Origin of the sequence: Streptomyces sp. NPDC059373 (assembly GCF_042751495.1) — a bacterium.
Lineage (GTDB): Bacteria > Actinomycetota > Actinomycetes > Streptomycetales > Streptomycetaceae > Actinacidiphila.
In genome coordinates this window covers 32377-46603 of the sequence record NZ_JBHYXC010000029.1, presented here as the reverse complement: position 1 = coordinate 46603, position 14227 = coordinate 32377, and the positions used below count along the sequence as shown (strand labels likewise).

Genomic DNA, 14227 nt, shown 5'->3' with positions numbered 1-14227 from the left:
CCCACGCTGACCGGTGGGTTGGGGGTAGGCCGCTCGCCTGAGGCGAGCGAAGCGAGGTGGGGGTCCCCCCGGCCGAAGGCTGGGGGAGGGCTGGCCCAACCCGCCCGCGCCCGGCGACGGGCCCGCAGCACGACGGTGGGTGTCCGGGGTGCGTCGGCGGCTTACGGTCCGTGGCCGGGTTGGGCCAGCCCGTCCCGCCTTGGGGGCACCTCCCAGCGTCTAGCTGGGGGAGGACGGCCTACCCCCAACCCGGGGGGGAGAACACACAGGTGGGGTTCGCATACTTGGGCGACGATGCTCGATTCCAGGACCAGAACCGCACCCTCATCCACAGCCGGCGGACCGCGGACGCGGCGGCAGGGGGAACCGTATTGGCTGGCGGCAGCCCTGTTCGGGGCGTATGCGGCGATCTCGGTGGGTCGGTTCCGGGGGATGGGGACGATGTCGTGGGACTTGGGGATATTCGAGCAGGCGGTGCGGGGTTACGCGCATGTGAGGGCGCCGGTGGCGGATATCAAGGGGCCGGGGTTCAACCTGCTGGGCGACCACTTCAGCCCGGTGACGGCGTTGGTCGCGCCGTTCTACCGGATCTTCCCGAGCGCGGTGACGCTGCTGGTGGCGCAGGCGGCGCTGTTCGCGGTGTCGGCGGTGCCGGTGACGCGGGCGGCGGCGCGGGCGTTGGGGCGGGGGCGGGGGTTCGCGGTGGGGGCGGCGTACGGGCTGTCGTGGGGGATACAGCGGGCGGTGGACTTCGACTTCCATGAGGTCTGCTTCGCGGTGCCGTTGGTGGCGTTCGCGCTGGAGGCGGTGCTGCGGCAGCGGTGGCGGGCCGCTCTGTGGTGGGCGGCGCCGCTGGTGCTGGTGAAGGAGGACCTGGGGGTCACGGCGGCAGCGATCGGGGCGATCGTGGCGCTGAGGGCGCGGCGGACGGACCCGAGGGCGGTGACGTACGCGGTGGGGCTGATGGCGTTCGGGGTGATGGCCAGCGAGGTGGAACTGGCGTATGTCATACCGGCCTTCAACGCGACCGGGAGCTACGGCTACTGGGCGAAGATGGGCGCGGACGCCAGCGGCAGCATCCTCGGGCACCTGGTCGGCGGCGCGGACCAGAAGCTGCGCACCCTGCTCTGGGTGCTGCTGCCAACCAGCGGTCTGCTCGCTCTGCGCTCACCCTTGCTGCTGGCCGCCCTGCCGACCCTGGCCTGGCGGTTCACCTCGGGCGACAGCCACTACTGGGGTACGGACTGGCACTACAACGCCGTCCTCATGCCGGTCGTCGCCCTCGCCCTGGTCGACGCTCTGGGCCCGGCCCTGCGCAGTCGGCGCCCATGGCTGCGCAGGTACGCCGCCCACGTCCCGGCCGCGTCGCTGGCGGCCGCGCTGGCGCTGAGTACGACACTGCCGCTGGCCGAGCTGACCCGTACGGCCGTGTACGACCCCGGCACGCGGGCGGCGGCGGCCGCCCGCGTGCTCGCGGCGGTCCCCGACGGAGCGACCGTCGAGGCCGACATCGGACCGCTCGCGCATCTCACCAACCGGTGCCGGGTGCTGTGGGTGACCAACACCCAGGGCATCGTGCCGGGCTACATCGCACTGGAAGAGACGGACAAGTCGGCCGCGGAGATCCTGACGTACGCCCACCAGCTGCACCCGGACGCGACGTACCGGATCGTGGCGGACGAGGCCGGCTACTGGGTGTTGCGGCGGGTCTGACCGCGCCGGCGCAGCAGGAGCAGGCCGCCCGCGAGGGCGGTGATGCCGGTGGCGGCGCTCCAGCCCGCGATGTCGCTCGACCCGGTGTCTGCCAGGTCGGAGGTGCCGCCGAGCGGGCTGGCGGAGGAGGCGGGACTGGCCGTGGCGGTGCCGACGGAGGAGGCGGAACCACCGGCAGAGGCCGACGCGGAGGAGGAGGAGGAGGCGCCGCCCGAAGCCGAGGCCGACGCGGCCACCGTGGGGCTCGCCGTCGCCGAGGCGCCGGTGGCCTTGGGCCGGGTGAAGGCCAGGGTTCCGAAGCCGAGGTGGTCGAGGCCGCCGCCGGTGCCGTAGTCGCCGCCGCCGCCCTCGGGCCGGACCTTGGCGGCCATGGCGCTCACGTACGGCGCGTCGAGGCCTCGGCGGTTCACGTAGTGGTTGTAGAGGCTCTCCCAGATCGGGCGCACCTGGCCGCGGCTGGCCCCGGAGGCGGCCGTGAGGGTCTGCGAGCCCGACCAGACGCCCGGCGCGCCGTAGTTCCAGGTCCAGGGGGTGAAGGGGACGTCGTGGCCCAGGTTCCACTTGGCGGCGTACTCGACGCCCTTGAGGACCCGGCTGTCGTCGTAGCCGTACAGATCGATGCCCTGGTTCCACGCCATCTCGCAGATGGTGCCCATCAGGCCGACGCTCAGCAGGGCGTGCCCCTGGTCGCGGCCGACCTCGACCATCTGCCCGAGGCCACCGGGGTGGATGAACGGGATGGCGTGCTTGACGGAGCCCATGCCCTTGCCGCTCTTGAAGTACGTGACGGCCTCGTCGACCTTGGCCTGGTCGTCGCAGAGGATGCCAACGGCCAGTACGCACGCCACGCTCAACAGGTCCCAGCTGCTCCAGTAGTTGGAGTCGTACGCACCGTTGTGCTTGGCGAGGAAGCTGCTGCTCGCCGAGTAGAAGATGTTCAGCATCATCTTCTTGAACCGGGCCAGGTCGAAGCCGTCGTAGCCGCGCATGATCTCCGCGGCGTTCGCGAACTGGTAGCCGTGGATGCCCGCCGCGATGAAACGGTCGGCGCTGCCGTCGAGCGTGGTCATTTTGGCCGACCAGGCGTTGAGGATGTCGCGGGCGGCGTCCGCGTGGGCGGTGTCGCCGGTGACCTTCCAGCGCAGGGCGTTCTGGTAGGCGGCGGCGATGTCGAAGGCGAGCGTGGTGACGTTGTCACCGTCGGCGCCGCGGATCACCGTCGCGAGCGGGTTCGGCTTCCAGGTGCTGGATGAGCGCGGGTTGGCCGCCAGCTTGTCGTAGCCGGCCTTCCACAGGCCGGTGCCCGCCTTCACCTTGGCGGCCATCCGGTCGAAGTCGGCCTGGGTGTGCAGCATTCCGGGGTGCGCGAACGTCGCGCCCGCGGCCGAGGCCGTCCCGGCGCTGAGGCCGGCGCCGATGGTGACGGCTCCGGCCGCCGCTCCGGCGATCTTCAGCATGTTCCGGCGGCTGATGTCTGCGACCACTGCTTCACTCCTGTGTCGGATCCGGATGCGTTCGGACAGGAGACGCACCGGACCCGCAGGCGATAACAGAAACAACCGGCCGATCGCTCAGCGGCCCCGCCACAGGCGGGCGACCCGGCGACGGAGATCCAGCCGTGGGCGGCGCGGGTGCGGGCGAAGCGGCCGCCGGTCCGCCGGGTCGCGGGATTCGCCCCGGCTCCACCCCAGGGGATCGTCGGGCGACGGCATCGGCACCTTGCGTTCCGCCTGCGCCAAGCCCAGGGCCACGCCAAGGCAACCGACGAACACCAGGAACGGCAGGAAGTCACCCATGGCACCCGAGCCTACGTCCGCACGCCGCTCCGCCACCGGCGTGATTCACGCCGTCGCCAACTGCTCCTCGCTGCGGGCGACCGCTGCCGACTCCTCGGTCTCCGACCGGCTGCGGGAGACAGCGAGGAAGACCACGGCGCTGACGGCGAGGCCGACGAGCCAGGCGACGTCGGTTCCGGCGAGCTGCCGGGCCATCGGACCGGTGTAGGACCAGCCGCCGAGGTCGGGCAGGACCATGAAGGGGATCTCGGCGGCGATGCCGGCCGCGTAGGCGGTCAGGCCGCGCCAGGACCAGACGCCGTAGATGCCGGTGGGCGTGAACAGATCCGTCACCGCGTAGTGGCCACGGCGTACGAAGAAGAAGTCGACCAGGTTGGCCGCCGTCCACGGCACCAGCAGGTACAGCATCAGGGTCAGCGCCGTGAAGACGGTGGCCACCGCGTCGGCCGAGATCAGCGAGGCGATCGCGTACCAGAGCACGGCGAGCGCCAGGATCGCCACCACCCGGGCCCGCCGGGACGGCTTGATGGGCCGGAAGGAGTCGATGCCGGTCAGGACGGTGAGCATGCCGCCGTACGCGTTCATGCCCATGGTCGCCACCAGGCTCAGCGCGGACAGTACGGCCGCCGCCGCGCCCAGCCCCGGCAGCACGTGGTCGCCGGCCTCCCGCAGCCCGACCAGCCCGTCACCGGCCCCGAGCCGCAGCGCCAGCCAGGCGCCGAGCGAGATCAGCCACACCGCCGACCCGGAGGCGCCGAAGAAGACCGAGGCGATCAGTGCCTTGGGCGAGGTCGTACGCGGGAGATAGCGCGAGTAGTCCGAGACGTAGGGCGCGTACGTGATGTTGTACGCGGCCGCCGCCGAGAACTGGGCGAAGAACGCCGCCCAGCTGAACGCCAGATGCTGGTTGGGGACATGGCCGCCGCCGGCCTGACCGGTGAGGACGCCGAAGGTGACCAGCAGCATCAGCGGCAGCGACACGTACAGCAGCCACCGGAAGACCCGGTGCAGCCAGTCGTGGCCGTACACCGCCAGCAGCACCGCCACCACGGCCGAGCCCACCGCGACCAGCGTCGGGTCCCAGCCGAAGATGCCGTTCAGGCCCTGCGACAGCAGGACCTGGTCCGCGACGTTGAAGCCGACGTACGTGAAGATCGTCGCCGCCAGCACCACGATCACCCCGCGGTAGCCGAACTGGGCCCGCGACTGGATCATCTGCGGCAGCCCCAGCACCGGGCCCTGCGAGGCGTGGAAGGCCATGAACAGTGTGCCGACCACGATACCGAGCACGCCGGCGAGGACGGTCGGCCCGAGCGGCAGGCCGAGCGACGGGCCGACGAAGCCGACGGCGATGGTGAAGTACTGGAAGTTGCCGAGGAACCACAGCGGTCCCTGGTGCCAGACCTTGCCGTGCCGTTCGCCGTCCGGGACCCAGTCGATCGACCGGGTCTCGATGCCCGGCCTCGCTTGCGATTCGGCCATGGGGGGTGCCTCCGGTGACTGGGTGCGGTGCCTGCGGGAGAGCACGGCGCTGTGCTGTGGGAGGACCGTACGGGCCGGGCGCGGAGGATGGCCAGTGTGTGTTTCGCTGCGTTTGTCACGTCCGTATGTCCCAAACGCATACCCGGCTTCACTCAGTCGTCACACAGCCCCCACACCACGTGAACATCCACTGTTCGCCCCGCCGTAAGCAACGACGTGGTGGCGCGACACTTTTCAGCCATTGACTCTCCCCGGCGCGACACCGCAGTCGCTCGCGCCGCCTGACATGTGGGGGGAGCCACGATGGCATCCGCAGAATCGGGGTCCGGAAGACCCGGCCTCCACGACGACATCCCGCGCCGGCTGGGCGCGGCACGCGGCACCGGCGACCGGATCTTCCGGTACCAACTGACCGCCGCCGGGGCCGTGGTGCTCGCCATCATGGCGGCGGTCGGTGTGTTCCTGCTGCTGAGGGCGGCCCAGGCGCTGCGCGCGACCGGCTTCTCGTTCCTCACCACCGCGCAGTGGCAGCCCGACGTCCACCACTTCGGCATCGCCGCTGTCCTGACCGGCACCCTGTTGATCGCCGCCGTCGCGGTCACGATCTCCGTACCGCTGGCGCTCGGCACGGCGCTGTTCATCTCCGACGTCGCGCCGCGCCGGCTGCGCCGCACGCTGGTGGCGATGGTCGACCTGATGGCGGCGGTGCCGTCCGTGGTCTACGGGCTGTGGGGGCTGTTCTTCCTGCAGAAGAACGTCATCGGGCTGTCGCGGTGGCTCTCCGACTGGTTCGGGTGGATCCCCTTCCTGCACGTGGACGGCGCCCAGCCCGGCCAGCCACTCGCCTCCGCGAGTGTCTACACCGCGTCCACCTTCGTCGCCGGGATCGTGGTCGCGCTGATGGTCGCGCCGATCCAGTGCTCGGTGATGCGCGAGGTCTTCACCCAGGCCCCGGCGGGCGAGCGGGAGGGCGCGTACGCACTCGGGGCGACCCGCTGGGGCATGATCCGGTCGGTCGTCCTCCGGTACGGCAAGGGCGGGGTGATCGGCGGCACCATGCTGGGACTCGGCCGGGCGCTGGGCGAGACGATCGCGGTGTACCTGATCATCTCGCCGGTCTTCACCATCCAGCCGCACATCCTGCAGACCGGCACCAACTCGGTCTCCTCGCTCATCGCCCTGCACTACGGCGACGCCTCCGACTTCGGCATGTCGGCCCTGATGGCGGCGGGCCTGGCGCTCTTCCTGCTCACCCTGGTCGTCAACTTCACCGCGTCGTCGATCGTGGCCCGTTCGCGGTCCGGCGCACAGAGCGAGGGATGAGATGACGCTCCTCGACGAAGCGCCGGCGGTCGACACGGCCCCGGACCCGGCCCCGGACGTCCCCGACACACCCCGCCGCATCGGCGGCCCCACCCGCTCCGGGGTGCTCGCCCTGTGCGGCGCCGCCGCGTCCGGGCTGTGTGTCGCGCTGCTGCTCTTCGGCCGACTCGCCCCGCTGTCGGGCGGTCTGGGTTTCGTGGTGGTCGCGTACGCCGCCTTCGTCGCCGGGTACGCGGTGCTGACCGGCCTGGAGGAGGACGGCCCCGCCGTCCGTGACCGGGTGATGACGGTCGTGCTGTGGTCGGCGGCGACGCTGCTGTTCGCCGCGCTCGTCCTGGTCGTCGGCTTCACCCTCTACCGCGGCCGCGAGGCGCTGCCGCACCTCAACTTCTTCACCCAGGACATGCAGCAGGCCGGCCCCCTGGACCCGCTCACCAACGGCGGCATAGCCCACGCCATGCTCGGCACCCTGCTGATGATCGCCATCGCGCTGGCGGTCACCGTGCCGCTGGGCCTGGCCTGCGCGGTGTACCTCAACCAGATCCCGGGCCGCTTCTCGAGGTTCGTACGGACCATCGTCGAGGCGATGACCGCGCTGCCGTCGATCGTGGCCGGCCTGATGGTGTACGCCACCTGGATCCTCGGCCTGGGCCTGCAGAAGTCGGGGCTCGCGGCCGGGTTCGCGATCAGCGTCATGATGCTGCCGATCGTGATCCGCGCCGCCGACGTCGTACTCCGGCTGGTCCCCGGCAACCTCACCGAGGCGGCGGAAGCCCTCGGCGCGCCGCGCTGGCGCACCGTCTGGCACGTCGTCCTGCCCACCGCCCGATCAGGACTGGCCACCGCCGTCATCCTGGGCACCGCCCGGGGTATCGGCGAGACCTCGCCGGTACTGCTCACCGCCGGCTACACCGCCGCCCTCAACGCCGATCCGGTGCACGGCCCCATGGTCTCGCTGCCGCTGGCCGTCTTCTCCTTCGTCAAGTCCCCGGAACCGACCATGATCGCCCGAGGCTTCGGCGCCGCGGCGGTCCTGATGGCCCTGGTCCTGGTCCTGTTCGCGGTCGCCCGGATCCTCGGCGGCCGTGGCCCCGGCCAGCAGACCAAGCGGCAGGCGCGCCGCGCCGCCCGCGCCTCCAAGCGCGACGCCGCGCGCTTCGCGGAACAGCACGCCCCCGCCCTTTCCCTGTTCGACGGTGAGAATCCCGGAGAGACCTCCTGATGCGCACGTACCTCGCGGCACGCCGGTTCGCCCCCGTGCCCCTGCTCGCCGCGCTGCTCGCCGTGGTCGCGTCCGTGCTGCTCGGGCCCGGCGCGGGCACCGCGGCCGCCACCAGTTACACCCCGATCGCCGGAGCGGGCTCCACGTGGGCCGAGAACGCGGTCGACGAGTGGCGGCGGGACGTCAACCAGTACGGCATGCGGATCAGTTACTCCGGCACCGGCTCCTCCGACGGGCGCCGGCAGTTCCTGAACGGCACCGTGGACTACGCGGTGTCCGACATCCCGTTCCAGACGCACCCCACCGACGGCTCGGCCGCCGAGAACCCGGCCTCGGGCAGTTACGCGTACATGCCGATCGTCGCGGGCGGCACGGTCTTCATGTACCACCTCACGATCGGCGGGAAGAAGGTCACCAACCTCCGCCTGTCCGGCGACGTGGTGACCAAGATCTTCACTCGCGCCATCAGCTACTGGGACGACCGGACCATCAAGGCCGACAACCCCGGCCTCGCGCTCCCGCACCGCACCATCGTCCCCGTCGTCCGCTCCGACGGCTCCGGATCGACGGCCCAGTTCACCTTGTGGATGGCCAACCAGCACAAGTCGCTGTGGAACGCGTACTGCGCGAAGGTCGGCCGCTCCGGGGCCTGCGGCCAGACCTCGAACTACCCCACCACCTCCGGCATGATCGCCCAGTCCGGCGACCTGGGTGTGGCCGGCTACGTGGCCCAGGGCTACGGCGAGGGCTCGATCGGGTACGTCAACTACTCGTACGCGCTCAACGCGCACTTCCCGGTCGCCAAGGTGCTCAACCACGCCGGCTACTACACCGAGCCGACCCCCCAGAACGTCGCGGTGTCGCTGCTCAAGGCGAAGATCAACACCAACAAGAACTCCGCCGACTACCTCACGCAGAACCTCGACGGCGTCTACACCGACAGCGACAGGCGCAACTACCCGCTCTCCAGCTACTCGTACATGATCCTTCCGCTCAAGGTCGAGGGCACCTTCACCAAGTCCAAGGGCAAAACGCTGGGCGCGTTCTCGTACTACTTCATGTGCCAGGGGCAGCAACAGGCACCGTCGCTGGGCTACTCACCCCTTCCCATCAACCTGGTGAAGGCCGGCTTCGACCAGATCAAACGCATCCCGGGTGTCGAGGCGAAGTCCATCGACATCAAGAAGTGCAACAACCCCACCTTCAGCGCCGACGGCACCAACAAACTCGCCCAGACCGCGCCCTACCCCAAGGCCTGTGACAAGAAGGGCGCCGCGCCCTGCACCACCGGCAGCGGCGGCGCGACCGCCTCCGGCGGTGGTTCAGGGGGCTCTTCCGGCGGTACGTCCTCCGGCGGCAGTACGGGCAGCACCGGCACCACGGGCGGCGACACGGGCACCACTGGAGCGGCCGGCACCACGGGCGGCGCCTCCGTCGACCCCGACACCGGCCAGACCATCTCCCCCGCGAACTCCTCCGGGGGCACCACCTCGGCCGCTACGACCGCGGCCGGCGGCACCGTCGCGCTCGCCCAGCCGGTCACCGTGGCGGGGCAGGACGGCTGGGGAAGCGCCCAGACCCTGATGCTCCTGACGGTGATCAGCGTCCTCGGCCTCCTGCTGCTCCCTTCGGTCGTTTCCCGGCTCCTCCGCACCCGCAAGAACTCGTCCTCATGAGGGGCACCATGAAGAAGAGACTGGCCAGGCTCGCCGCAGGCGCACTCGTCGGCGCGCTGCTCGGCGCGGCCGTCGCCCAGGCGGCGCAGCCCGCCACGGCCGCGAGCACGGACTCAGCGGTGACGGTCGCCGGGCGCGGCGAGTTCAAAGACATGAAGTTCACCGTCAACCAGACCGCCAACCTCAACAGCCAGGCGGTCAGCGTGTCCTGGACGGGGGGCACGGGCACCACCTTCGCCGGTACGCAGTTCAACACCGACTTCGTACAGATCATGCAGTGCTGGGGCGACGACGACGGCACCGTCGCGTCGAACCCCGGCCCGCCGCGAACCCAGTGCCAGTACGGGGCTTCGCCCACCACCAACCGCACCAGCTGGCCGGGCAGCGGCTACGACGACACCCGCGCCGTCACGTACAGCGCCGACCCGACCAACTACGGCCAGGACGACCGCTACGGAGCCGCCGGCAACTTCGGCCAGGGCGAGGTGCCGTTCAAGTCCGTGGACGGCACCTGGGTCACCAAGAACCTGCAGAACAACGCGCTCTACAACTACAACACCACCAACGAGGTGGACTTCGCCCGCACCAGCTCCGACGGCACCGGCCAGGAGTACTTCGAGGTCCAGACCGCCAACGAGGCCCCGCACCTGGGCTGCGGAGGCTCGGCCAAGCCCAACTGCTGGCTGGTCATCGTCCCGCAGGGCCACCTCGACGTGGACGGCCGGCCGTACGCGGACCAGACGCAGGTCAACGCGGGCTCCCCGGTGTCGTCGACCAACTGGAAGAACCGAGTGGCGATCAAGCTCGGCTTCAACCCGGTCGGCGTCAGCTGCGCCCTCGGCTCCGACGAGCGCGCCACCACCGGCAGCGAGCTGGCCGCCGACGCCATGACCAGCTGGCAGGCCGCCCTCTGCTCGACCGGCACCGTCTACGGCTACACCCAGCTCGGCGAGCCCGACGCCCGCGCCCGCCTGGAGAACGACGGCAGCACCGGCCTGACGTACACCACGAAGGCCCTGGCGCCCGGCACCACCGGCAAGACCGTCTACGCCCCCGTGGCGCTGTCCGGGGCCGTCATCGGCTTCACCATCGAGCGAAGAGCCAAGGCCGGCGCACCGGACTCCGAGAAGAAACTCAACGGCAGCAAGGTCGAGTCCATCGACCTCACCCCGCGCCTGGTCGCCAAGCTGCTCACCGAGTCCTACCGCAACTCCACCTGGGGATCGGTCACCACCACCTACGCCTCCGACGGCACCTCGTCCCTGACCGCCGCCAAGGGCTACGCCTGGGCGAAGAAGAACCCCGCCGGACTCGTCTCCGACCCCGAATTCCTCGCGCTCAACCCGGAGTTCGCGTATCTGTCGGTCGGCGAGAACCCGAGCACCGACACCGACCTGATCAGCTCCATCGGCCACTCCGACACCGCCCGCGCGATCTGGGACTGGATCATGTCCGACACGGAGGCCCGCAGCTTCCTGGCCGGCGTCCCCGACGACGACGGCATGCGGGTGAACCCGTACTACAGCACCAACGCCGACCTGAACCCCACCGGCTTCGCCTTCGACCCGAACAGCGCGGACGACTACCCCAAGAGCGACCCCTGGTGCACGATCCCGACGGGTTCGGACGCCACCATCAAGCAGTGCATGATCGACTTCCACCCGTACGTCGACGACATGCACTCAGGCGCCCTGCACACCCGCCGCGCCGACCAGCTCTGGAAGTCCAGCTGGGACGCGCTCAGCGTGCCCACCGCGTGGAAGTCCCCCGGCCCGCAGACCGTCGGCTCGCGTTTCGTGATCACCATCACCGACGCCGCCTCCGCCAAGCGCTACGGGCTGCAGACCGCCCGGCTGCGCAACGCGTCGGGGAAGTTCGTGGCGGCCACCGGCACCTCCCTGACGGCGACGGCCGGCACGGCGGCCAAAGCCACGGTCCGCACCATCGACCCGGCGACGACGAAGACCACGAAGGCCTACCCGCTCACCGAGCTGGTCTACGCCGCCGTACGCCCCGCCAAGATCAAGGCCGCCGCCCGCAAGGACTACGCGACCCTCATCACGTACGCCGCCGGCGCCGGCCAGACCAGCGGCTCCGACCCCGGCGAGCTGCCGGTCGGCTACGCCCCGCTCCCCGCGAAGCTGCGCGCCGAGGCCGACAGCGCCGCCACCACGCTCGTCAACTGGAAGCCGTCCGCCTCCGACCCGAGCGCCGGCACGACCACGGGCAGCGGCTCCACCAGCACCAGCGGCACCGGCACCGACGGCGCGGGGACGAGCGACGGCACCCCGCAGGGCCTGGGCAGCAGCGCCGGCCCTTCGACCGCCATCTCCCCGGCCCCGTCCTACGACGGCGGCAAGGCCATCGAGACCACCGCGATGGGCACCACCCCGGCCGACCCGTCCGGCGCCCTGTTCTACGCCGTCCCGGTCGGCGCCGCCCTCGGCATCCTCGCCGCCGCCGGCGCCCCCTTCGCGGGCGGCGCCCGGCCCCGCGTCCCGCTTCCACTGCGGGTCCCGCTCCCGGGCGGCCGCACGGTCACCCTGCTGCCTCGCCTGCAACGGCCCAGGTGGCTGCGATGGCCCGGGTGACGGGGCTGATGACAGCACCATCCCAAGCTCCGGGGGCGGCACCGCCGGCCCCGGCCCGCCGGACGGAGTCCGGCACAGCGTCCCGAAGCCCGCGAAGCGGTGCGAGGGGCGCGTAAAGGAAGAGGTCGGCCGCCCGCCCCGAAAGGCAGTCGGGGCGGGCGGTTGGCACCACCCTGCACGACCGGCGCCGCACGGCGCCACCCGGCACTACCTGGCACCACCTGGCGCAACCGCACAACCACCCGTCACGACACACGCAGCCCGAGCAGGAGACCTTGATGCGCTCCACCCGCCTTACGGCAGCGATACTCGCCGCTGCCGTTGCCACCGCAAGCGGCATCGCTCTCGCGAGCCCGGCGTCCGCCGACCCGACCCCTGCGGGCACCTTCCGCAGCCTCGTCGGCGTGGGCTCCGACACCACGCAGGACGTGCTCAACGCCCTCGCCGGTGACACCGTCAACGGCACCAGCTACGCCGCCACCGCCGTCAAGGCGAACGGCAACGGCGTCGCCTCGTACGACGCCGTCGAGCCGGGCACCGGCTCGACCACCTCCACCATCACCACCCGCAGCGGCGGCAACGCCTTCCTGCGCCCCAACGGCTCCGGCGCGGGCCGTACCGCGCTCAGCTCGTCCCTCACCAACGGCCTGTACCCGCTCGCGGGCGGGGTGAATGTCGGCGGCCAGATCGACTTCGGCCGCTCCTCCGGCGGCCCGAGCGTCTCCGGCACCGCCCTCACCTATGTCCCGATGGCCCGGGACGCGGTGGGTGTGGCCGTCCTGGGCAGCGCGCTGCAGAACCTGACGATCGCCCAGCTGCACGACATCTACGCGGGCACGCTCACCACGGTGAACGGCCAGACCGTCCACCCGTACATCCCGCAGACCGGCTCCGGCACCCGTAAGTTCTTCCTCGGCGCCATCGGCCTCACCGACTCCGACATCAAGTCGGACGTCGTCACGACCGTCCAGGAGAACCAGGCCAATGACGCGCTGACCGCCACCGGCGCCCTGGTGCCGTTCTCGGCCGCCAGCTGGATCGCCCAGCTCAACGGCGTGGCCCCCGACCACAGCAGCACCGCGGCCGCCGCCGGCGCCTACCTGGCCGGCATCGAGCTGGACCCGACGGGCGCCGCGGGCACCTACACCGCCCCCGTCACCACCGTCGGCGGCAAGGTGACCGCGGTCGACTCCTACTACAACAACGCCACCTTCGGCCGCGACGTCTACAACGTCGTTCCGAGCCGGGCGATCGACCCCACCAGCGTCTTCTACGACGACTCGCTGTACGACATCTTCGTCACCGTCGGCACCCACAAGGCGGAACTGGCCTCGGACTCCTCCAAGGCCGTCATCGCCGCCTTCGGCTTCCTCGACGAGTCGTACGACGGGTCGATCGACCCCACCAAGCACGCCAAGTTCGGTGGTCTGGAGAACGGTACGGTCACCAACCTGCCCACCGCCCCCACCCTCACCGCCACCCCGGCCGCCGGCAGCCTGGCCCTGTCCTGGACCGCCGCCACCAGCGCCGGCCTCCCGGTCACCGACTACCGCGCGGTCCTGACGGGCCCCGACGGCAGCGTCGTCGCCAACAAGGACGTCGCCGCCGGCACCCTCTCCACCACCTTCACCGGTCTGGCCGCCGGCTCGTACAGCGTCTCGCTGACCGCCGACAACCTGGTCGGCGCCGGCGACGCCGCCACCTGGACGGGCACCGTCTCCGCCGTCCAGAGCACCAGCACCACCAAGGCCTCGGCGCCCAAGACCGCGTACGGCAAGACCCCCAAGGTCGCCGTCACCGTCACCAGCGCCGGTTCGGCCGTCCCGACCGGCAAGGTGACCGTCAAGGAAGGCACCAAGACCCTCGGCACCGGCACCCTGGGCAGCAGCGGCAAGGCCTCGGTCTCGCTGCCGAAGACCCTCAAGGTCGCTACGCACACCCTGACGGTGTCGTACGCCGGTGACGCCAACACCAAGTCGTCCAAGGCCACGGCCAAGCTGACGATCGTCAAGGCCACCGCGAGCGTCAGCAGCTCGGCGCCGAAGACCATCGGCCACACCAAGCAGGCCAAGGTCACCGTCAAGGTCACCGCCACCGGCACCACGCCGACCGGCAAGGTCAAGATCTACGAGGGCACCAAGGTCATCGCGACCGGCACGCTGAGCCACGGCAAGGTCACCATCACCCTGCCGAAGCTCAAGAAGGGCACGCACAAGCTGCACGCCCGCTACCTGGGCTCGACGACGGTCAACGCCAAGTCCGGCGCGACCTTCACCATCAAGTCCACCTGACACAACCGGAGTCGGGGGGGGGGCGGGCGCCCGGGAGGGCGGGCCCCCCCCCCCGCCCCCCCCCAACCCAGGCGGGGTCTTAGAAAAGAAAGAACCATACGACGAAAGAGGGGGTGTTTTTTTGGGTGGTGGA

9 protein-coding genes are annotated in these 14227 nt (G+C 71.0%); 6 read left to right on the top strand and 3 right to left on the bottom strand.

Annotated elements, in window-relative coordinates:
* The first annotated feature begins 441 nt into the window (after positions 1 to 441).
* Positions 442 to 1713 (top strand): DUF2079 domain-containing protein, encoded by a 1272-nt coding sequence (locus ACFXJ5_RS29985; protein WP_384637768.1) that lies wholly within the window; start codon positions 442 to 444, stop codon positions 1711 to 1713.
* Here ACFXJ5_RS29985 and ACFXJ5_RS29980 read toward each other — a convergent pair.
* The 3 genes from ACFXJ5_RS29980 to ACFXJ5_RS29970 form a co-directional block, all read right to left on the bottom strand.
* Entirely contained in the window at positions 1689 to 3170 is a 1482-nt protein-coding gene (locus tag ACFXJ5_RS29980) for an alginate lyase family protein (protein ID WP_384637890.1), read from the bottom strand. The two genes, ACFXJ5_RS29985 and ACFXJ5_RS29980, sit on opposite strands and share 25 nt — an antisense overlap.
* 114 nt (positions 3171 to 3284) lie before the next feature.
* Positions 3285 to 3509 carry a hypothetical protein gene (locus ACFXJ5_RS29975; RefSeq protein ID WP_384637765.1) on the bottom strand — a complete coding sequence of 75 codons (225 nt, stop codon included), beginning with the start codon at positions 3507 to 3509 and terminating at the stop codon, positions 3285 to 3287.
* Positions 3510 to 3554: 45 nt separating this feature from the next.
* A complete protein-coding gene (locus ACFXJ5_RS29970; RefSeq protein ID WP_384637763.1) occupies positions 3555 to 4991 on the bottom strand; it encodes a purine-cytosine permease family protein in 1437 nt (478 codons plus the stop codon).
* 303 nt (positions 4992 to 5294) lie between these two features.
* Here ACFXJ5_RS29970 and pstC point away from each other — a divergent pair, with 303 nt between their 5' ends.
* The 5 genes from pstC (at position 5295) to ACFXJ5_RS29945 (ending at position 14094) form a co-directional block, all read left to right on the top strand.
* Entirely contained in the window at positions 5295 to 6314 is a 1020-nt protein-coding gene (gene pstC, locus ACFXJ5_RS29965; protein WP_384637760.1) for a phosphate ABC transporter permease subunit PstC, read from the top strand.
* Position 6315: 1 nt separating this feature from the next.
* Positions 6316 to 7536 (top strand): phosphate ABC transporter permease PstA, encoded by a 1221-nt coding sequence (pstA, locus tag ACFXJ5_RS29960; RefSeq protein ID WP_384637758.1) that lies wholly within the window; start codon positions 6316 to 6318, stop codon positions 7534 to 7536.
* The gene (locus ACFXJ5_RS29955) at positions 7536 to 9212 is read left to right on the top strand and encodes a substrate-binding domain-containing protein (RefSeq protein ID WP_384637755.1); all 1677 of its coding nucleotides are present in this window, start codon (positions 7536 to 7538) and stop codon (positions 9210 to 9212) included. The genes pstA and ACFXJ5_RS29955 overlap by 1 nt, the downstream gene beginning before the upstream one ends.
* A gap of 8 nt (positions 9213 to 9220) precedes the next feature.
* Positions 9221 to 11803, top strand: coding sequence for a hypothetical protein (locus ACFXJ5_RS29950; RefSeq protein ID WP_384637752.1), 2583 nt, complete (start codon positions 9221 to 9223; stop codon positions 11801 to 11803).
* A gap of 278 nt (positions 11804 to 12081) precedes the next feature.
* Positions 12082 to 14094, top strand: a complete 2013-nt coding sequence (locus tag ACFXJ5_RS29945; RefSeq protein WP_384637749.1) for an Ig-like domain repeat protein — start codon at positions 12082 to 12084, stop codon at positions 14092 to 14094.
* The last annotated feature ends 133 nt before the right edge of the window (positions 14095 to 14227 follow it).